Here is a 19,883-nt window from a genome sequence, read left to right on the forward strand (position 1 = left end):
TTGCCGCTGCAGTGCTAATAGTGATTCCGAGCATTACAAAGCAGGAAATTATTAGTGCTGGATGGATGTCATTATTTTTAGCCATTATGAGTCAAGTGTTTAGTGGAGAACCATGGCCCCGCCTCGCTGAAGGGGCGGTTATCAATGGTGTGGCTGTCGGAGCTGTTCCAGGTGGTCCAGCCGTTCTCGAGCCTCTAAATCGGGCATTGACATCACCCGCTTCATCAGGCTGTGTCTGTAGACGTTTAGCCTTCTGCAGCCCCTGAGGGGTTCCATCAGTCGGTCATAGAGATGGGCTTTTGCGGTGGTTCCTGTCATAGTGTTTTCGTTCGTAGTTATCTAGAAGTTCGAAGAGCAGTTCTGTGGTCCCAATCACTGCTGCAATAACGGCAATGGAGATCATGACTATCTTGATGGTGGATAAGGTTTTGTCGGGAGATGGATAGCGACAGCATCAGCGCCCCTTGCTTTTCCCTGGCTGGTCTCGTATCGCTTTCAGCCTTTGAGACCAGGCATCAGGCTTCCTAACGATTAACCCTGATCAATAGCAAGTTGTCCGGACACCACCCAACCCATCACTCCTGGCTCTACAGCGCGTACTCGTGTCGTTACTTCGAATCCTGTAGCCGCCCAATCCATCATCTTTGATGCGCATGCCTCCGGAACATTGATAACCACCAATACCGTCCGACCTGCAGTTTTGACTTGATGCAATGCCAGGATTAGCAGCAATAAATGCTGCACCAAGTGCTGCAGTAATACCAGCAGTCAGAAGTTTTTCAAATTTGAGGTTCATTTGATTCATGTGATGTCTGGGACTCTCGACCCGTGAACACACCATCTCCGTTTCAGCTGGGAATCAACTCCCCCAGCCGAGGGATTAATTCGGCGGGCTTTCTCCCCCATTAGGGTTGAGCAGGGCACCCGCCCGAAAGAGGTGCCCTCCCCTGCAGGAGATTCCCTCAGGATCACGGATTTAGGAACCGGCCCCCTGCTGTGGTTTGGTTTTTTCCTGACGCCCCCTGATGGATTCGAACCATCGACCGACTGCTTAGAAGGCAGTTGCTCTATCCAGCTGAGCTAAGGGAGCAAGCGATCTCATTTTGGCAGGCTGCTTCAGGCGGGCTGGATTTCCATGCCTTGTGCCTCCTAAGGTGATGAGCTGTTGGTCGGCATCAATGGCGCCGCGTCGTCTCAGCAACAGCGAAAAGCAGGATCTGGTCGGTCGCTACAAGGCCGGCGAGTCAACAGCTGCTTTGGCTGAGGCCTTCGGCTGCAGCCCCAATACCGTCAGCCGTACGGTGAAGTCACTGCTGCCAGCTGATGCTTATGCCGCGCTGAAAGCCAATCGCCTCAAGGGATCGACGGCCTCTTCCCAGGTATTCCCCGTCATTCAGGCTGAACCTGAGCCCCCTGCTGTTGCATCCCCACAGAAGGAGCTCGAGGATGACTCCCTCACAGGTGATGAAAGCAGTCTGGCCCTGGATGATGCTGATGATTTCGGCGAGGACGCTGAAGAAGAGCTCAACGAAGATGACGACATCGGCATCACTGAGACCTTCACAGAGCTCGTGCCCCTCGTCGGTGTTGGCGACCTCAGTGATCGACCGCTGAATCAGGCGCAACCGTTCAGTGTCGATTTGCTTCCTGACAGCGCCTACATGCTCGTCGACAAGGTGGTTGAGCTGGATGCCCGGCCCCTCAAGGAGTTTCCAGAGTTGGGCTTCTTGGATGACGCCGAGCAGACACGCCAGGGGCTTTGTCTGTTTGCGAGTCCTCGAGAGGCCAAACGCCAGTGCGGTCGGAGCCAACGGGTGATCAAGGTCCCCGATACCGCTGTCTTTCAGCGCACCAGTAGCTATCTGCTTGCCCGAGGCATCACACGGCTGGTGTTGGATGGAACGCTGATCGCGCTTGACGCCTGAGCGATCCAGCTGAACACCACTAATCGAATCGATCGCGTTGATCGGGAAGCAAGACAGCGGTGCTTGTTCCGCCACTGATCACGCCAATCACCAGGGCTATCCCCACGAGAAAACCGGTGGGAAGAGGAACGGAGCGCTGACCCCCAAGCTGCAGCGCTTGGCGATCCTGAAGGTTCTGCGCTCCAAGGCAGAGCAGCAGCAGCAGCAGCAGACCACTCCCCAGGCTGATCAGCAGAAGACGCAGGCGAATCAACACAGCACAACCGTCGACAGGCTCAGTTTGACGTGCCCTGGTGCAGGAGGGAATACAGCCGTCGTCTTGACAGGCCTGTGGCCTGGGCCAGTTGCCGTGCCGCGTCACTGGCGGTTGCGCCGGCATCCTGCAACGCCTGTAGTTGCTTGAGCAGGTCACTGTCGTCGGGTTCCTCCGGCTCTGCCGGTTGTGCCCCCCCCAGTACAACAGTGCATTCCCCCTGGGGAGGATGATGCTGAAAGTGCTGCAGGGCTTGTTCCACCGTCGGCCCTACCTGCTCTTCGTGGCGTTTGGTCAGTTCTCGTGCCACCTGAAGGGCACGGCTCCCTCCGCAGTGTTGCTGAAGTTCCTCGAGCAGCGTGATCAGTCGGTGTGGTGCTTCGTACAGCACGGTGGTTCGGCTTTCGTTGCTGATGGCTTCGAGGCGGGCCCGTCGCTCCTTCCCCTTGGCAGGCAGAAATCCTTCAAAGCAAAAGCGTCCGCTTGGCAATCCACTGCTTACAAGAGCAGTGGTGGCTGCGCAGGGGCCTGGAATACAGATCACCGGATGGCCGGCCTGGTGCGCAGCGGCCACCAGTTCTTCACCGGGGTCGCTGATGCCAGGCAGGCCTGCATCACTGATCAAGGCGAGGCTTTGCCCTTCAGCTAGAACATCCAGAAGTTGGGGCAAGCGTGTGCGGGTGTTGTGCTGATGAAAGGACACCTTGCGGGCGCTGGCGCCAAGGTTGCTCAGCAGCTGTCCGCTGTGCCGCGTGTCCTCACAGGCGATCACATCGACGTTCCTGAGCAGATCGCGGGCTCGCGGGGATAGATCCCCCAGATGACCAATGGGGGTGCCCACCAGATAGAGGCTGCCGCCGCTTGGTTCATCCCGCTGCATCACAATGGCGAGCGCCTGCATTGATCATGATGCCCAGCTCTGCCGTTCTCCCCTCCGGCGTCAACCAGGAGGCTCTGCTGACGGAACTTCGTCGCCTCAGCTGGGGAGCAGCCGACATCTTGCGGGCCTATGCCCGCGGTGAGCAGCCCCCTCACGGTTTTCCCAAAGCTTTGAGTGTTGATGACGGCGGAGAGGGGCCGGTTTCTGCGGCTGACCTGGCCGTGAACAAGTGGTTGCTGGATGGTCTGTCCAGTTCCTTTGCGGATGCTGACTGGACGCTATTGAGTGAGGAGACTGCTAAAGAGCAGCTCACTGAAGGCCAACCACTGCCTGCAGAGTGGCTCTGGATCCTCGACCCCCTGGACGGCACCAAGGATTTCCTGCAGGGCACAGGCGAATACGCCGTTCATCTGGCTCTGGTGCGGGGGCGGCGCCCCGTTCTTGGGGTTGTGCTGCTGCCGGAAGCCGACGAACTCTGGATCGGTATCGTCGGCGAAGGAGCATGGTGTGAAGACCGCCAGGGTGAGCGGTCGCCGGTTCGCTTCAGCGACAGAACCGCGGTTTCGGATCTGATCCTGGTGGCCAGCCGCAGCCACCGCGACGACCGTCTGGTGAAGCTGATTGATGCCCTCAATCTCGGCGGTTCCAAAGCAGTGGGCAGCGTTGGCTACAAGGTGGCCACGATCCTCAGGGGCGAGACCGACCTTTACGTCTCCCTATCCGGTAAGAGCGCTCCCAAGGATTGGGACATGGCGGCTCCGGAAGCGGTGCTGCTGGCGGCCGGTGGTCGCTTCACCCATGCGGATCAGGCCGACCTCACTTACAACACCGGCGATGTTCGGCAGGCCGGCTGCCTGATCGCCAGCCATGGAAAAGCCCACGCCGAGCTCGGAGAGCGTGCGACGCGGGCCATGGACGAGATTGATCCCGGCTTTCAGGTCTGAGACCTGATCAGCTGAGCGGTGCTACCGGGGTGGGCTGAGGCTCCACCTCGGAGGTTTCTCCGGCCTGGGGCACACCGCGCAGGGTGAGGTTGATGCGTCCGCGGTTGTCGATTTCTCGTACCCGCACGGTGACTTCGTCGCCCACCTTCACGACATCCTCGACCTTTTCCACCCGCGCTTCGGACAGCTGGGAGATGTGAATCATGCCTTCCTTGCCAGGAAGGATCTCCACAAAGGCACCAATGGGGATGATGCGGGTGATCGACCTGGAGAACACTTCGCCTTCGTTGACCTTGCGCGTCAGGCCTTCGATGATCTTCTGGGCTTCCTCAGCTGCAGCACCATCGTGGGACGCTATGGTCACGATGCCGCCGTCCTCGATGTCGATTTTGGTGTTCGTGCGTTCGGTGATGCCCTTGATGGTGCGTCCGCCGGGACCGATCACGGTGCCGATCAGCTCAGGATCAATCCTGAAGCTGAGCAGGCGTGGGGCGTGAGGAGAGAGGTTGTCCCGCGGAGTGTCGATCGCCTCGAGCATCTTCTCGAGGATGTGGAGTCGCGCCGGGCGTGCCTGGTTGACGGCTTCGGCCACCGTCTTCACTGGCAGGCCGGTGATCTTCATGTCCATCTGCAGGGCTGTGATGCCCTTTTCGCTTCCGGCCACCTTGAAGTCCATGTCGCCGAGGAAATCCTCGATTCCCTGGATGTCGGTGAGGATCCGCACCTCATCGCCCTCCTTGATCAGACCCATGGCAGCGCCACTCACAGGGGCCTTCAAAGGCACACCAGCGTCCATCAGGGACAGGGTGCTGCCGCAAACAGAACCCATGGAGGTGGAGCCATTGGAGCTGAGCACTTCGCTCACCACTCGCACCACATAGGGGAAGGTGTCCTTCTCAGGTAGAACCGGAAGAATGGCCCGCTCGGCCAAAGCTCCGTGGCCAATTTCACGACGACCGGGTGAGCGCATCGGCCGGGTCTCACCGACGGAGTAGGGAGGGAAGTTGTAATGGTGCAGATACAGCTTCTCGGTGTTGGGATGGAGGTCGTCCATCTCCTGGGCATCGCTGGGAGTGCCCAGCGTTGCGGTGGACAGCACCTGGGTCAGTCCGCGCTGGAACAGACCTGAGCCGTGCACTCGGCGCGGCAGGACTCCGGCCATGGCACTGATCTGACGCACTTCGTCGAGGCCGCGTCCATCGACGCGCTTGCCGTCCTTGAGGATCTGTTGACGCATCAAGGTCTTGGTCAGCGCCTTGAAGCTGTTGCCGAGCAACTTCGAGCTGCTGGCCAGAGCCTGGCGGACGGCATGGTCGTCCTTGAGGGCTGCGATGGCTTCTGAAACCTCGCTCTTCACTTTCTCAAGGGCTGTATCCCGTTCCTCCTTGCTCTGATCAAATTTGCTGAGGACAGCGCTGATGGCTTTCGTGCACTGCTTTGCCAGATAGGCGGGAACTGTGCTGTCCTGTTCGGGGGTCTCCGGCTTCACCTGGGTGATGCCCAGATCCTTGAGGAGTTGCTCCTGAGCCTTGATGAGTTCGCAGATCGCTTCGTAGCCGAAATCAATCGCTTCGATCACGTCCTGTTCCGGCAGTTGGTTGGCACCGGCCTCGACCATCACCACGCCGTCAGGGGTTCCGGCGACCACGAGGTCCAGATCACCCCGTTCAATCTCCCGGTAACTCGGATTGAGGACGAAATCGTCCCCCAGCAGACCCACGCGCACCGCCGCCATTGGGCCGTTGAAAGGGATGCCTGCCAGAAGTGTGGCAATGGAAGCGCCCGTTACCGCCAGAACATCGGCGGGGACCCTTTCATCGAGAGACAAGCAAGTGGCCACCACCTGCAGGTCATCACGCATCCAGCTGGGGAACAAGGGCCGCATGGGGCGGTCAATCAGCCGAGCCGTGAGGGTGGCCCGTTCTGGTGGGCGGCTTTCACGACGCATGTAGCTGCCGGGAATGCGTCCAGCCGCATAGAGGCGCTCTTCGTAGTCGCAGATCAGTGGCAGGAAATCAATGCCCTCACGGCCCCCGGAACGGGTTGCTGTGACAAGCACGGCGGTGTCGCCACACTCCACCAAGACGGATCCTCCCGCCTGAGGGGCAAAGCGCCCGGTGGTCAGTCGAATCTCACGTCCGTCAAAGGAGATCGACTGGGTTTGTCCTTGCACGACGTCTTATGTCCTTTTGTCAATCCCAAGTCTGACATTTCATGGCTGCTCTTCACAAGAAAGGGGAGGTCAAACCTCCCCGTGACAACGCCATGGCGAGAAATGGATCACCAGCTGGACTTGACCACGCCGGGCAGTTCTCCTTTATGGGCGCGCTCACGAAGCTGGTTACGGCAAAGGCCGAAATCCCTGTAAACACCGCGGGGCTTGCCAGTAGCCCAGCAGCGGTTGCGAACACGGATGCGTGCACTGTTGCGGGGGAGAGCCTGAATCTTGCGGTGGATCTCCAAACGATCCATCGGATCTTCGGCTGCATTAAACGCTGCCATCAGTGCTGCGCGCTTCGCCGCATAGCGCTCAACCATTTTCTTGCGCTTCACATCGCGAGCGATCATCGACTTCTTGGCCATGCAGCGGGGGCAGCGAGCGATTGAATCGTCAACGATACACGGGCGCCCTCTCTGCCTCAGCGACCTATCAATTGCTGAACCACGGGCAGCTGACTGGTGTCACGCACGATCAGCACAAGGGTGAGACCCACCAGAAGAAGAAAACCAGATTGTGCAAAGGCCATTTGAATCCGTTCCGAAACAGGACGACCGCGAACGGATTGGATCGCAAGCATCATCATCTGCCAGCCATCGAGCAGTGGCAGAGGGAGCGAATTGAGCACCGCCAGATTGATCGAAATGAGTGCTGAGAAGAGCACCAACCCCGATCCCCCCTGCTGACTGAGCTGAGCCCCCATTTCAACGATCTTCACCGGACCACTCACCTGGCCTGCTGTGGCTCTGAAGTTGGTGAACAGACCGGCGTAGCCACGCACGGTTTGCTGCAGCAGTTGGGTGAACTGCGAGCCGGTGGTGAGAAGGAGTTCCCCGGGATGATGCACTGGGCGCATCGCTCCGCTGATATTGGCCTGCAGTTGGGCCCCGATTTTCCCCATGCCCTGCTGATCGTCGGGGATCAGTTGAACGGTGGTCGTCTCGTCCCCCCGTTTTCGCTCCACACGGATGGATTGTTGCGGTGCTGCTTTCACATCCCGCACCATTGCCTCGACGCCGCGTTGCCCTGCAGTGAGGGGTTTGGTGTTCAGACTGAGGATCTGGTCGCCGGCACGGAGGCCGGAGCGGGCGGCGGCCCCACCGGGTTGCACCTGAACCACCAGGACCCCCGGTTCCGGCGCGGCAGGGACACCGACAAAAGCTGCCTGACCCAACAGCACCACCAGAGCCAATGCCAGATTGGCCATCACTCCCGCTGCAACCACCAGGGCTTGCTGGGGGATCGGCCGGTTGCGCAGCAGATCCGGATCATCCGCCTGGATCGTGCTGTCCTCGTCGTCGTCAGGGAAGGCGACGAAGCCACCCAGGGGAAACAGCCGCAGGGCATAGGTCACACCGCGCCGCTGCCTCTTGAGCAGTGCAGGCCCGAAGCCGATCGAGAAGCCGCTGACGCGGATGCCCTGGAGCGTGGCTGCAAGGAAATGTCCTGCTTCATGCACCACGATCAGCAGAGCAAGGACCAGGAGGGCCGCCAATACGTTCATATCCCCGTCAGGATTCTGATCGGATCATTCTGGCTGGAGTCGCTCGCGGCCGACGTAAGGCACTAGGGCTTTGGGCAGTAGAACGCTGCCGTCTGTCTGTTGGCCGTTCTCCAGCAGGGCCGCCATGGTTCTGCCGATGGCCAGACCGCTGCCGTTCAGGGTGTGGACCAGTTTCGTTGCCTTGCCTTCTTTGGTGCGGATGGAGGAACGTCGCGCCTGGAAATCGCCACAGACGCTGCAACTCGAGATTTCCCGGTAGGCACCCGCCCCAGGCAGCCAGACCTCGAGGTCGTAGGTCCGGCGCGCTGAGAAGCCAAGGTCGGCGGTGCACAGGTCTAAGACTCGATAGGGGAGCTCCAGGGCTTGCAGCACAGCTTCTGCATCAGCGGTGATCTGTTGGTGGGCGTCCTCGGAGTGATCCGGATGTGCAAACCAGTACAGCTCCACCTTGTTGAACTGGTGCAGGCGAATCAGGCCTCGGGTGTCGCGGCCGTAACTGCCGGCCTCACGGCGGAAACAGGGGCTGTAGGCGACGTAGCGCAGCGGCAGTTGATCCGCCGGGATGATTTCGTCCCGGTGGAGGGAGGTCACCGGCACCTCGGCGGTCGGTGTCAGCCAGAGGTCGTCATCCGCGCAACGGAAGCTCTCCTCAGCGAACTTGGGCAGCTGTCCCGATCCGGTAAGGCTGGCGCTGTTCACAAGCACCGGGGGCAGCACTTCCCGGTACCCCTTGCTCCCATGGAGGTCGAGCATGAAGTTGATCAGGCCACGCTCCAGGCGTGCTCCCTGGCCCAGCAAGGTGACGAACCGGCTCTGAGCGATGCGGACGGATCGTTCGGTATCGAGCAGCTGCAGGCGTTCAGCGATCTGCCAGTGCTCTTCCAGGTTGTCTTCAACGCGTGGGCTGCCCCAGCGGCGCACCTCAATGTTGTCCTCCTCACTGCGCCCGTCAGGGCAGGCTTCGGCCGGCAGGTTGGGGAAACCAAGCAGCTGTTGCTTGAGCTCACTCGACAGCTGCTTTTCCTCGTCCTCAAGAACCGCCACCTTCTGCTTGATGGCATTGCCCTTTTGGCGCAGTTCGGCGACGTCCTCGCCTTTGGGATCAGCACCTGCCTTGATCCGTTGGCCGACCTCTTTGCCGATCTGGTTGCCTTCCGCCTGAAGGCTGCTGCGTTGTTGCTCCAGATCACGCTGCTGCTGAGCGATCAGCTGCAGTTTGGTGAGATCAACCGCCTTACCTCGTCGCCCCAGTTGCTGGGCGATCGTTTCGGGGTTGTCACGCACAAGGCGCTGATCGAGCACGGTTTCAGGGGGGTCAGCGCCGGCAGCCTATGGCAGGCCGTTTCAGAGCACCTGGCCAACCATCACCGCTGCGATGCCTGAAAACAGGGTGATACCAAGGGCGGTAAGGGGGCTCTGACCCTGGGCAACGGCCATGGTGGTGATAACACCAGCGCCCAGGCAGGCCACACACAGCTGGGTGGCGATGTCGTTGTGGCGCTCCACGGGGGTCAGGCAATTGGTTGGACCGTAGGGAGAGCGCTGGCTGTCGCCTTGATCAAGCGCCAAGTTCGTTACGCCGCGTCAGGCTTCGTTACCTGCAGCAACAGAGGCGGGGCGGGCGCGGCCGCCGGCCGCCCACTGTTTCAGCTTCTCCAGCTGTTCGCTGGCTGTTCGTGAGAGGGGGATCAGCTGGGAGGCGGCACCAATCAGATCCGGTTCCGTCAATTCACGGTTATCGGCAAAGGCCAGGTGCATCGCCTCGATCACGGTTTGCTCCAGTTCGGCTCCAGAGAACCCTTCACTGCGGCTCACCACGGTCGCCAGGGGAAGCTTGAGCCCAGGTCGTCTCTGTTCCAGATGCAGCTGAAGGATGCTGTTGCGTTCAGCGCTGCTGGGCAGATCAAGCATAAAAATCTCATCGAAACGCCCCTTGCGCAGCAGCTCTGGTGGAAGTTTCTCGACGCCGTTGGCCGTGGCGACGACGAACACCGGTGACTGTTTCTCCGCCATCCAGGTGAGCACGTTGGCCAGAACCCGCTGGGTTGTGCCGCCATCGCTGCGGCCATCTCCCCCGAAGCCCTTGTCGATTTCATCGATCCAGAGCACGCAGGGCGCCATCGCTTCAGCGCGTTGGATCATTTCGCGGGTGCGTGCCTCGCTGGCCCCCACCAGACCTGCGAACAGACGTCCTACATCCAGACGAAGCAGGGGCATGGACCAACTGCAGGCGATCGCCTTGGCGGTGAGTGACTTCCCTGTTCCCTGGGGACCAACAAGCAGCACCCCACGGGGGAGAGGCAGTCCGAAGCGCCGTGCATCTTCCGAGAATGCCCTGTGCCGTTGTTGCAGCCAGGTTTTGAGACCCTCGAGGCCACCAATGGCTTCCGTGCCCGCGTCGCTGCGGCAGAACTCCAGCACCTCACTGCGGGCGATGGTCTGGCGTTTTTCCTCGAGCACGTCTTGAAGATCGTCCGGCCCCAGCTGGCCGCGGCGGGCCAGGGAGCGGGCAGCGACCTGGCGAACCCGCATCTCACTGAGCCCACTGCAGGCCTGCGCCAGTTCATCCAACACATGAGCTGGGAGGGGACTGCCGCTGCTGGTGCTGATGCTGCTGATCAGTCGGCGCAGGTCGTCGTTGTCGGGAAGGGGGAGATCCAGAAGGGTGAGGCTTTCTTCGAGATCGCCTGGGGGTGTCCATTGCCCACAGCACAGCACCAGAGTGTGTGGTGTAGTGCGTAGCGATCCTTCGAGATTGCGCAGCATCCGGGCGACGCCGGGATCATCGCAAAAGCGATGAAAATCCTTGGCGAGCAGCAGGGTCGGACTGCCCGCATCCCGTTGCTGGAGCCACTGCAGCATGGCCATCGGTTGACGACTTCCCTGGCCGTCGGCATTCACTGGCCCGCTGATGCCATCGATGAAATTCCAGCAGACCAGCTGGCGTGCAAGTCGCTGAGCGGCTTCTCCCAGCAGGTTCTCAACCCGTGCTTCCTCGTTGCTGCGGACCCAGATCAATGGCGTGCGTGCACGTACCAGAAGGTCGATCTGGTGTCCCCAGGCTGCACTGCTCATTGCTGCTCCATCTGCTGTTGGAGCTGTTGAAGGGCCTGCCAGCGGGGATCAACCTCCTTCGATGTGGAGTCTGAGAGCACTGGCTTCAGGTTTAGGCCAGGTGGTCCTGGACAGTGATCACCGCAGTGATTCACGACGGGCAGCATCAGATTGAGCTGCTCGAACGCCCATTGCTGGGGATCGAAGTCGCCGCGTGGATCGAGAACATCCACCAGACCTTCCATCTCGGCGACCTCTCCAGAATGCTCTAGCTGGTCGGCCGTTGGTGGGGCTGCGCCCAGCCAGATCAATTCAGAGGGGGTGCAGCTGAGGTTTTGATTGAACTGGTTCAGACAGCGATCGCAACAGAGGGTCACGATCGTGCTGAGTTTCCCCTGAACCGCCAAGACGTTGCCGCGGTGCTCTGCTGAGACATGGCCTCGCACTGGAGTGAGAGAGGGGAGCTGATCGAGCTCTCCCTCAACCTCCCAGACCTTCGGTGTGCCCAAGGCCCGGAGTTCCTGGAGGGGAACAGGCTCCAGTGCCTCGATCACTTGCCCTTTGGTTCAAACGGCAGCCGTGAACCGCCCGAAGTGGCCGAAACCGTCACCGTTTTCTGAGCCATTTGCTGGTCCAGGATTTTCTGGAGATTGTCGGGCAGTGCCTCTCTGCTGAGGATGAAAGTTTGCAGGCCCTGGAACACATTGGCGATCAGCATGTAGAGCAGAACTCCGGCGGGGAGGGGGAAGAACAAAAACATCCCCGTAATCATCACCGGGGTGATTTTGTTTGCTGTGGACTGCTGGGGGTTGGCAGGCATCCCCATGCCCGACAGCAGTTGGGAGATGAACAAGGTGATGCCGAAGCCGGCAACAAGAATGGCGATATCCCAATTGATCGCACCATCGGCATAGAAGCCGACCTGGCCCAGGGCTTTGATGAACAGGAAGCCGCTGCGGGCTGCCAGTCCTGGAATCTTCGCTTCAACGGTGGCATCGCCGGCGGCGATTGCCTTGATCGTGCCGTCATCGCTGACGCTCACGATGTCATCACCCTTGGTCACTTCCCACCTCGGGGCGAAGCGTCCAGAGTTTTCAACGTCGGTGAGAACGTCACTGAAGGCTCGACCATCCTTCGTGTGAAGGTTCACCGTGGCACTGTCGCCAACGCCGATCTTTGTGCCCCGGGGCAGGCTGGCAATTACCGGCACGTGGTCGGTTTCGCCAATGAAGATCGAATGGCTGGCGCTGTTGAACGGCTTGGGTTCAACCGCAGCGATCTGGTCCGCCGGCATCACCTTCATGTTCAAGGTGTACGGAACGTCCGCGAACGGCGAACCCCGCAGCGTTGCAAACAAAGCGAACAGGATCGGCATCTGCACCAACAGCGGCAGACATCCCGCCAGGGGGCTGCCGAATTCCTTCATCACATTGCCCAGTTCCTCTTGCTGCTTCTGAGGGTTGTTGGCAAACCGGCTCTTGATTTCAGCCTGGCGTTTCTGAATCACTGGCTGAGCGATACGCATGCGCCGGGCGCTGCGAATCGATCCTGCGCTCAGGGGATAGAGCGCGATCCGAATGACGAGAGTGAGGGCGACGATGGCCAAGCCATAGCTGGGCACCAATCCGTAGAAGAAGTCCAGGATTGGAATCAGCAGGTTGTCGGAGATGTATCCGATCACGTTGAAGAAACGGGGGGGCGGGACTTTGTGAGGCCAGTGTGCATGAACAGCTGCACTCAGGCGGCGAAACCTTCAGTCGATTTCTGCTGGGCATTTGCAGCCCGGCTGCTGATTCGCTCGAGGATGTAGGCCTCCACCTCCCGGAAACGAGGCATCGAGCGCATTTCGAGCCTGGCGCCATCCTGTAGAACCAACACCATGTCTCCCCAGGCGCCAAAGCCTCTGGGAACGGTGCGGACCTCGGTGATCTGGGAATAAACCACTTGGGTTTTGTCTTTTCCCATCCAGCCGCCCGTCACCGAGATCCTGCGACTGGTGATGCGGAAGCGCAGCCACAGGGCACGCACAACGGCGCCGATGGTGAAGGGAAGACCAATCAGCGTGAAGCCGAGCAGAATGTTGAAGATCAGGTCTCCGCGGGCTGGTCCACCGTCGTAGTGGACATCTTCCTGAATGCTGGTCATGGATCCAGTCCGGCGCTTCTCAGAAGACTGTCGCATTCTTCGAGCAACTGTGTGGGTTCGGCTTCCGCGGCTTCTGGACGAAGGCTGATCAAAAGCCAGCGCCCTGCCAGATCGCTACGTCGTTCGAAACGTCGACGCAGGTGCGTGTGCAGAAGTCGCCTGAGACGGTTTCGCTTGACGGCGCGCTTGCTCACCTTGCTGCTGATCACCAGAGCGCAGCGGCAGGATTGATCCTGGATGCCCCGCATCTCTCGACGAAGCAGATTCGAGTCTCCTGCGGCAACGCGCAGAACCATCAAGGTTCCGTGTTGGCGTTTTGAGGATCGATGCAAGCGGTTGAAGCATCGATGCCCGCGCAATCGCATGGATGCGGGAAGGACCATCAACCAATCCTGCTCGGTGGGCTCGAAGAAGGGATGAACCCTCTGGATTCATCCCCAACGATCAGGCTGCGAGACGAGCGCGGCCGCGTTTGCGACGTGTACGGATCACGCGACGGCCGGTGTGGGAGCGCATGCGTACACGGAAACCCGAGACGCGCTTCCTCTTGCGGCTTGTTCCTCCGAGGGTGCGCTTAGTCATGGACGTCTCCTGGCTACCGGCCGATCTGAATCTGGGATTTTATCAGTCAGTCCACATCAATCAGCCAGCTGCCGCGGTAGCCAGACATCGGCACATCTCCGGGAGCCTGCACCAGGGCGTTGAACTGATACATGCGCTTCCCCTGGGGATTGAACAACTTGATGGAAAGCGAGTAGTCGCCGTCTGAAGGCAGCGGTGTATCGGGGAAGACTTCAATCGCTGTCTGGTCTTCGTTGACCTGGATGACAGCTGGGATCTCTTCGAGGCACTTGCTCCGGCTCATCATGCCGCCAACGGTGGTACGGCACAGGCGCATGCGGTGGGGTTTCAGCTTGGCGTCGAAGTAGTCCGGCACGGTGACGGTGAGTTTGAGGATCGCTGTCTTGCGGTCCTTTTCACGCAAGGTCAGAAACCATTCAGAGCGGTCGCTTTCGATGTTGGAGGTCTGGTAGTAGTACAGCTTGCGGTAGTCGCGGTCCGTGTCCCAGCGGAATTCCATCAGTCCCGGAGTGCCCTGGGCGTGCGCGGTCTGCTCTGAAATGCCGGCCAGTGTTGAGCCAATCAGCAGAGTCGCTGCTGTGCCGGCTCCAGCGAGCAATCGTCTTGTAGTGGAACGGGCCATAGGGAAAGTCTCGTTAAAGGGATTCTCCTGAGTCCAATCGCTGGGCGGCGATTTCAGGGGCCGGAGGGTGATCTGTCAGTTGTGACCAGATCTATCTGGTCGCAGCCGCTGTGCGTCGCCTTGATAGGGGTGCATGGGTGTCTGGTCCTGAGGGATCCAGGCGTGGGCCAGGACACGGATGCAGCGAGGGAGATCTCCTTGGACGGCCATTTGTTGGCAGTCCAGCAAGGCCACCGTGTCCCAGCCAGGGCGACGCCGGGCGATGGCGGCTGGGAAGCAGGCGTCCAGGTCGGCCGTAACCGAGAAGGTCACTGACACCAACTGGTCTGGGGTTAGCCCATTGCGATCCACCAGGGCGTCCATCAACGCGCTCACAGCCGCTTGGATGGCGTCCGTGCTGTTCTCCGTGCAGGTGGTGGCCCCACGCAGGCCTCTCAGAACAAGTTGAGAGCTGGTCATGGACGGTAAAGCCATAGCACCTGACCGCTTCCCATCAACTCGATCGACAGGCGCTGCTGAAGTTGATGCAGGAGCTGGGATCCCGGCAGCAGACCGCTGAGTTTTCGGCGTTGTTTGCCCAGGGTGACGGGACGGATGTCGTCCTCGTCGAGATCTGCCAGCTGCGCCGCGAGGCGCCGGGCATGGTCTTCGTCCCCGAGTTCATCAACCAATCCCAGGGCCTGCGCCTGTTCACCGCTGAACACCCGTCCATCGGCGAAGCGCTTCACCGTCTCCACCTCAAGGTTTCGCCCCTTCGCCACAACGCCCACAAATTGGCCATAACTGCTGTCGATGAGTTCCTGAAGCAGAGTGCGTTCCGCATCGCTGAGCGGGCGATCAGGGGAAAGGATGTCCTTGAACGGACCACTTTTCACTGTGTCGAAGCGAATTCCAATCCGTTCGAACACCTTGGAGAGGTCGTTCCCCCGCAGGATTACACCGATCGAACCGGTGATCGTGCCTGGATTGGCAACGATCTTCTCCGCTGCGACGCCGATGTAGACACCACCGGAGGCGGAGATGTTGCCAAAGCTGGCCACCACGCGACAGCCCTGTTCTCTGAGCCGCAGGAGGGCCGCATGAATTTCCTGGCTGTCTCCAACCGTGCCGCCTGGGCTGTCAATTCGCAGCAGCAAGGCTGGAAATTCCCTCTGCTTCACCTCCCGCAGAGCTTTCAACACCCGCTGCCGGGTGGCACCCGTAATGGGGCCGTCAACAACGATGCGAGCCATTCGTCGTCGGGATTTGCGCCGCCAGGGCCAGAACATGTTGCGCATCTGCATCACTCCAGATCTTAAAAAGAGCACCCAAGCGCCCATTCATGCCGTCACTGCGACTCTGGTTTCTGATGGTGCTGCCCTTCGCGCTCTGGGGAACCGCCATGACTGCCATGGCTCCTTTGCTCGATAGCGCTGGCCTATGGCTTGTCGCTGGCTTACGACTGGTTCCAGCAGGTTTGGCCCTTCTGCTCTGGGGGCAGTGCACCGGCCGTGGCCTGACGATCGATTCGCGCGACCTAGTTTGGTTCGTCCTGTTCACCTTGGTGGATGCCACCTTGTTTCAAGGGCTTTTGGCGCGGGGGTTGGAGGGGACTGGTGCGGGTCTCGGTTCTGTCTTGATTGATTGCCAGCCTCTGCTGGTGGCCTTGATGGCTCGCGTTCTGTTCACGGAGTCGATCAATCCCATCGGCTGGATGGGGCTGGCCATTGGTCTGGCAGGCATCGTCTGCATCGGTTTGCCCGCTGAGCTGCTGGGTCACTGGTGGCTGCTGGCTGACCCGCCATTGGTGCAGCAGCTGTTTCAGCCCGGCGAGGGCTGGATGTTGCTGGCGGCCGTCGCCATGGCCGCTGGAACGGTATTGATTCGCTTTGCCTCACGCCACAGCGATCCGGTCACCGTGACGGCATGGCACATGTTGCTGGGGGGACTTCCTCTGCTTTTGGTCCATGCCCTGCAGCGAACTGATGCTGGTCTGGCCTGGACGGCAACAGACTGGACGCGTATGGGCTACGCGAGCCTTCTCGGAAGCGCTTTGGCCTATGGGCTGTTCTTCTGGTTCGCCAATCAACGCGATCTCACCAGTTTCAGCAGCCTGGGATTCCTGACACCGGTTTTCGCGCTGGCCACCGGAGGTTGGTTGCTGGGCGAGCGCCTTGATCTGCTCCAGTGGATTGGTGTTGTGATGGTGCTGGTGTCGGTGATCTTCGTGAGTCAAAGGCGAAGAATCTGGGAGCCGCTGTCGATCACGGACGCCTCTTCATGACGGCTGCTCAGCTCCACCTTGTCGTTGTCAACACGCCAATCGGGGCCCTCGGCAGTGGCGAGGGAGGTGGTGTGGAGCTCACCCTGCGATCGCTGGTTCAGGGGCTGGTACGGCGTGGTCACAGGCTTACCGTTGTGGCCGCCAAAGGCTCAACACTTCCCGACGATTGCAGCGGTGTTGAGTTGCTGGAGGTGGAGGGTGTGAATCAGCCGAGCTGGCAGCACGTCGCAGAGCTTGCACCGGTCGAGATTCCCCGCAACGGTCTTTTGCCTGCTCTCTGGGAGACCGCCCTCGATGCAGGTCAATCAGCCGATGCCGTGATTAACGGTGGCTACGACTGGCTGCCGATATGGCTGACGCAACGGGTCAGCGCCAAGCTCTTTCATCTCATCAGTATGGGGGATGTGGCTGCGGTGATGCGCGATGTGATCGAAGCCGTCGCGGCCTGGGACCCGCACCGCCTCGCTTTCCATACGCAACGCCAGGCGGCTGATTTCCACCTGCCGGGTCCCGCCAATGTTGTGGGCAACGGATTTGACTTGGCCAACTACACCTTTCAGACGCAGACGAATGGCCCCCTTGGCTGGGCTGGGCGCATCGCTCCGGAAAAGGGGCTGGAGGATGCGGCTGCTGCGGCCGCTGCCCTGGGAGAACAGCTTCTTGTTTGGGGGTTGCGAGAGGATGAGGTCTACGCCCGGCAGGTGCAGTCGAGTGTTCCTGAAGGCACGATCGATTGGCGCGGTTTTCGATCGACCACAGAGCTTCAGCACGAGTTGGGGCGCTGCCGCGCTCTGGTCAACACACCGAAATGGAATGAGGCCTACGGCAATGTTGTGGTGGAGGCCCTGGCCTGTGGTGTTCCGGTTGTCGCCTATGACCGCGGCGGACCCGGAGAGCTGGTCTGTTCAGGCCGCACGGGCTGGCTGGTTCCTCCCGACGATGTCGATGCTCTTACGGAGGCCTTGCGACATGTCGGCAGAATTGAGCGCTCCGCCTGCCGCAGCTGGGCTGAGGCCCATGCCTCCTGTGAGGTCTTTAGCCAGCGTGTTGAAGCCTGGATTCGAACAGGACTGATGGCGGATGTCAGCATCACTTCTAGGCGCTGAGAGTTCCTTGTCGGTCAATGTTTCAGGACGACAGCGACGCCAGGTTCTGGCGCTTGTTCTGGCCCTGGGACTCGTGATCACGCTCTGGCGGCTGGGATCCACCGGCGTCGTGGATGAAACACCGCCATTGTTCGCAGCAGCGGGGCGGGCCATGGCCGACACCGGCGACTGGCTGACGCCTCGGGTCAACGGCTTGCCTCGTTTCGATAAACCCCCCCTGGTGTACTGGCTGATGGGGTTCGGCTACTCCCTGCCCGGACGTGAAGTTTGGGATCCCCTGGGCAGTTGGGCGGCACGACTTCCTTCCGCCTTGGCCACGGTCGGGCTGATGCTTGGCATCGCTGATACCTTGCTGCGCTGGCCGTTCCCCGGTGATGCGCGTCCCCGCTGTACAGCTCTGATTGCATCGCTGGCATTTGCCTTCTCGCCCCTGGTGCTCGTCTGGAGCCGCACCGCGGTGAGTGATGCCCTGTTGTGTGGCCTGCTGGGTCTCAGCCTGTTGCTGCAGTGGCGTCGTTTTGCCGCCCCTGAAGAGGTGGCGTGGTGGCCGGCTTGGGTGATCCTCGGTTTCGCGGTTCTGGCCAAGGGGCCGGTTGCTGTTGTGCTTTCTGGGATCGCTCTGTTGATGTTCGGTGCGTTGCGACGGGATCTCGTTCAACCCTGGCGGAGACTGCGACCGTTGCCTGGGTTGTTGCTGACGGCCCTGATCAGTCTTCCCTGGTACGTCCTAGAGCTGCTGGTGGAAGGACAGCCTTTCTGGGACAGCTTTTTCGGCTACCACAATCTTCAACGGTTCACGTCCGTGGTGAATGATCACCTCCAGCCTTGGTGGTTTTTCGGCCCGGTAATGCTCGTGGCTGCGCTGCCCTTCACGCCATACCTGTTGTTGGGGCTGGCGCGGGTGCCTCGATCGCGGATTGCACCGGAGCATTCATTGCAGCAATTTGCTGCCTGTTGGCTGTTGGCGGTTCTGCTGCTGTTCACCACAGCAGCCACAAAATTGCCGAGTTATTGGTTGCCCGCCACCCCTGCGGCGGCCCTTCTAGTGGCCCAGGCCACGCTGGGCTCATCGCGTTGGCAACGGCTGGCCTGGGGCACCAGCCTGGCTCTGATCGCCGTCCTGGCTGGTGGCTTTTGGCTGGGATCGCTCTGGGTTCCGCTGATCGACGATCCAGAGATGCCGACGTTGTCGGTGGATCTGTTGGCCAGTGGTCTTTTGGGACATGCCGCCATCTGGTTCAGTGCAGCAGCCACTCTTGGAGCGTTGCTTCTGCTGCAGCGACGCTCCGCTGGTCAGGCGTTGCTGGCCATGCAGGCCTGCCTCCTGGGCTTTCACCTCACGGCTCTGGTGCCGATTGCCGAACTTGCAGACCGTCTGCGTCAGCGTCCGGTCCGCGATGCTGCTGCATTAATGCTGTCGCAACAGCGCAGCGGAGAACCAATGGCCATGGTTGGAGCCATGAAGCCTTCGCTGCACTTCTACACAGGACAGGTGATCTTGTATGAGGGGCAGTCCGATGGTGCCCTGGTCAACATTGCGGATCGCCTGGCCCATGAACAGCGGCGGGGCTGGCGGGGATACCCCCTCGATAGCCAGGGGGCCTCTAGCACCGTGCTCGTGCTGATCGATCGCGGGACGGCAACACGTGATCACTGGAGCGACCTGCAGCCTGAGCGGCTGGGACGCATTGGGATTTACGACGTGTGGCGTCTGGACCGCAGTCGCCTTGAGCAACGGGCACAAACCCTGAAGGCCGACGGCGTCGATGCCGACTGGCGGGAGCCGCGTCCTGAGCGTTTCTGAGCTGTAGAGCTCTATGACTCAGACAACGTCTGACGGTGGCAGAACCCGCAGTGCCCCCAGAGCTTCATTTCGCCGTTGGGTGCCGGTCTGCCGCAGTCGGGGCAGACCCCCATCCCATGGACATCGGTGCGACTTGGATGCTGGGCCCAAATGCTGGCTTCGCTCTCCAGAACTGGGGCTTGAGGTGAATGGTGTTGTTGGATCCGCAGATCACGCACCGCATGGCCGGCCTGATGCAGGGCGCTGATCAGTTGGGGCCGGTTGTAGAGGAGAGCCTGGCGCCATTGGGGATGGCTGGCTCCAACAGTCAGCACTCCACGTTGGAGTGATAAGGGACGGCAGTGCGGAGCCAGTTGGGCACCTGCTACCCGGGGCCAGTCCTGCCACAGTGCGGCCAGATGATCGTCTTTGCGCCACTCCCTCTGAAGCGCGCCCAGACAGGTTTTCAAAGGTTCTGCAGGCGGCGGGGGCGCTGATTGGAGCAGTTCCAGGCCTGGCAGACGCCGCCGTTGGGAATCAGGTGCAACCGCCATGGCTTAATCCTAGGCAGAACCATTTCGAGAACCTCGCTAATCTCAGCGCG

22 protein-coding genes and 1 tRNA gene are annotated in these 19,883 nt (G+C 60.6%); 5 read left to right on the forward strand and 18 right to left on the reverse strand.

Annotated elements, in window-relative coordinates:
• Positions 1-1,016: 1,016 nt before the first annotated feature.
• Positions 1,017-1,090 (reverse strand) — tRNA-Arg (locus DXY30_RS11190).
• A gap of 88 nt (positions 1,091-1,178) precedes the next feature.
• Here DXY30_RS11190 and DXY30_RS11195 point away from each other — a divergent pair.
• A complete protein-coding gene (locus DXY30_RS11195; protein ID WP_115095030.1) occupies positions 1,179-1,925 on the forward strand; it encodes a helix-turn-helix domain-containing protein in 747 nt (248 codons plus the stop codon).
• Between the two features lie 19 nt (positions 1,926-1,944).
• Here DXY30_RS11195 and DXY30_RS11200 read toward each other — a convergent pair whose 3' ends face one another.
• On the reverse strand, positions 1,945-2,181 hold the full coding sequence (locus DXY30_RS11200) for a hypothetical protein (protein WP_115095031.1): 237 nt from the start codon (positions 2,179-2,181) through the stop codon (positions 1,945-1,947).
• Positions 2,182-2,200: 19 nt separating this feature from the next.
• Positions 2,201-3,058: a 16S rRNA (cytidine(1402)-2'-O)-methyltransferase gene (gene rsmI / locus DXY30_RS11205; RefSeq protein ID WP_115095186.1), complete on the reverse strand. Its 858-nt coding sequence runs from the start codon at positions 3,056-3,058 to the stop codon at positions 2,201-2,203.
• A 26-nt stretch (positions 3,059-3,084) separates the two neighbouring features.
• Here rsmI and DXY30_RS11210 point away from each other — a divergent pair, with 26 nt between their 5' ends.
• Complete coding sequence (locus DXY30_RS11210; RefSeq protein ID WP_115095187.1) at positions 3,085-4,002, forward strand: 3'(2'),5'-bisphosphate nucleotidase CysQ; 918 nt, start codon at positions 3,085-3,087, stop codon at positions 4,000-4,002.
• Between the two features lie 7 nt (positions 4,003-4,009).
• Here DXY30_RS11210 and DXY30_RS11215 read toward each other — a convergent pair whose 3' ends face one another.
• From DXY30_RS11215 to sppA, 14 genes are all read right to left on the reverse strand, one after another.
• Positions 4,010-6,175 carry a polyribonucleotide nucleotidyltransferase gene (locus DXY30_RS11215; protein ID WP_115095032.1) on the reverse strand — a complete coding sequence of 722 codons (2,166 nt, stop codon included), beginning with the start codon at positions 6,173-6,175 and terminating at the stop codon, positions 4,010-4,012.
• Positions 6,176-6,282: 107 nt separating this feature from the next.
• Positions 6,283-6,585 (reverse strand): 30S ribosomal protein S14, encoded by a 303-nt coding sequence (gene rpsN, locus DXY30_RS11220; protein ID WP_115024129.1) that lies wholly within the window; start codon positions 6,583-6,585, stop codon positions 6,283-6,285.
• A gap of 56 nt (positions 6,586-6,641) precedes the next feature.
• Complete coding sequence (locus tag DXY30_RS11225) at positions 6,642-7,724, reverse strand: RIP metalloprotease (protein ID WP_115095033.1); 1,083 nt, start codon at positions 7,722-7,724, stop codon at positions 6,642-6,644.
• Positions 7,725-7,748: 24 nt separating this feature from the next.
• Positions 7,749-9,026, reverse strand: a complete 1,278-nt coding sequence (serS, locus tag DXY30_RS11230; protein WP_115095034.1) for a serine--tRNA ligase — start codon at positions 9,024-9,026, stop codon at positions 7,749-7,751.
• A gap of 42 nt (positions 9,027-9,068) precedes the next feature.
• The gene (locus DXY30_RS11235; RefSeq protein WP_115024124.1) at positions 9,069-9,293 is read right to left on the reverse strand and encodes a hypothetical protein; all 225 of its coding nucleotides are present in this window, start codon (positions 9,291-9,293) and stop codon (positions 9,069-9,071) included.
• 15 nt (positions 9,294-9,308) lie between these two features.
• Complete coding sequence (locus tag DXY30_RS11240; RefSeq protein WP_115095035.1) at positions 9,309-10,799, reverse strand: AAA family ATPase; 1,491 nt, start codon at positions 10,797-10,799, stop codon at positions 9,309-9,311.
• Positions 10,796-11,332, reverse strand: coding sequence for a DUF177 domain-containing protein (locus tag DXY30_RS11245; RefSeq protein WP_115095036.1), 537 nt, complete (start codon positions 11,330-11,332; stop codon positions 10,796-10,798). The genes DXY30_RS11240 and DXY30_RS11245 overlap by 4 nt, the downstream gene beginning before the upstream one ends.
• Positions 11,329-12,459 (reverse strand): membrane protein insertase YidC, encoded by a 1,131-nt coding sequence (gene yidC / locus DXY30_RS11250; RefSeq protein ID WP_115095037.1) that lies wholly within the window; start codon positions 12,457-12,459, stop codon positions 11,329-11,331. Before yidC ends, DXY30_RS11245 begins: the two co-directional genes overlap by 4 nt.
• A 56-nt stretch (positions 12,460-12,515) precedes the next feature.
• Entirely contained in the window at positions 12,516-12,923 is a 408-nt protein-coding gene (locus DXY30_RS11255; RefSeq protein ID WP_115024118.1) for a PH domain-containing protein, read from the reverse strand.
• Positions 12,920-13,306: a ribonuclease P protein component gene (locus tag DXY30_RS11260; protein WP_115095038.1), complete on the reverse strand. Its 387-nt coding sequence runs from the start codon at positions 13,304-13,306 to the stop codon at positions 12,920-12,922. Before DXY30_RS11260 ends, DXY30_RS11255 begins: the two co-directional genes overlap by 4 nt.
• Positions 13,307-13,367: 61 nt before the next feature.
• Positions 13,368-13,505: a 50S ribosomal protein L34 gene (gene rpmH, locus DXY30_RS11265; protein WP_115024114.1), complete on the reverse strand. Its 138-nt coding sequence runs from the start codon at positions 13,503-13,505 to the stop codon at positions 13,368-13,370.
• A 46-nt stretch (positions 13,506-13,551) separates the two neighbouring features.
• Positions 13,552-14,127, reverse strand: coding sequence for a DUF2808 domain-containing protein (locus DXY30_RS11270; RefSeq protein ID WP_115095039.1), 576 nt, complete (start codon positions 14,125-14,127; stop codon positions 13,552-13,554).
• A gap of 75 nt (positions 14,128-14,202) precedes the next feature.
• Positions 14,203-14,586, reverse strand: coding sequence for a chorismate mutase (gene aroH / locus DXY30_RS11275; protein ID WP_115095040.1), 384 nt, complete (start codon positions 14,584-14,586; stop codon positions 14,203-14,205).
• The gene (gene sppA, locus DXY30_RS11280) at positions 14,583-15,395 is read right to left on the reverse strand and encodes a signal peptide peptidase SppA (RefSeq protein ID WP_115095188.1); all 813 of its coding nucleotides are present in this window, start codon (positions 15,393-15,395) and stop codon (positions 14,583-14,585) included. Before sppA ends, aroH begins: the two co-directional genes overlap by 4 nt.
• Positions 15,396-15,448: 53 nt before the next feature.
• Between sppA and DXY30_RS11285 the strand changes: the two genes are divergently transcribed.
• Genes DXY30_RS11285 through DXY30_RS11295 form a run of 3 tightly spaced genes read left to right on the forward strand, consistent with a single transcriptional unit; the run spans position 15,449 to position 19,300 of the window.
• Positions 15,449-16,390, forward strand: coding sequence for a DMT family transporter (locus DXY30_RS11285; RefSeq protein WP_115095041.1), 942 nt, complete (start codon positions 15,449-15,451; stop codon positions 16,388-16,390).
• Positions 16,387-17,496 carry a glycosyltransferase gene (locus DXY30_RS11290; protein WP_115095042.1) on the forward strand — a complete coding sequence of 370 codons (1,110 nt, stop codon included), beginning with the start codon at positions 16,387-16,389 and terminating at the stop codon, positions 17,494-17,496. The genes DXY30_RS11285 and DXY30_RS11290 overlap by 4 nt, the downstream gene beginning before the upstream one ends.
• Positions 17,471-19,300 (forward strand): glycosyltransferase family 39 protein, encoded by a 1,830-nt coding sequence (locus DXY30_RS11295; protein WP_115095043.1) that lies wholly within the window; start codon positions 17,471-17,473, stop codon positions 19,298-19,300. The genes DXY30_RS11290 and DXY30_RS11295 overlap by 26 nt, the downstream gene beginning before the upstream one ends.
• A gap of 11 nt (positions 19,301-19,311) precedes the next feature.
• Here DXY30_RS11295 and DXY30_RS11300 read toward each other — a convergent pair whose 3' ends face one another.
• Positions 19,312-19,833 carry a DUF721 domain-containing protein gene (locus DXY30_RS11300; protein WP_115095044.1) on the reverse strand — a complete coding sequence of 174 codons (522 nt, stop codon included), beginning with the start codon at positions 19,831-19,833 and terminating at the stop codon, positions 19,312-19,314.
• Positions 19,834-19,883: the final 50 nt, after the last annotated feature.

The sequence above is a fragment of the Synechococcus sp. UW106 genome, assembly GCF_900474015.1.
In the GTDB taxonomy this organism is placed as follows: Bacteria; Cyanobacteriota; Cyanobacteriia; order PCC-6307; family Cyanobiaceae; genus Parasynechococcus.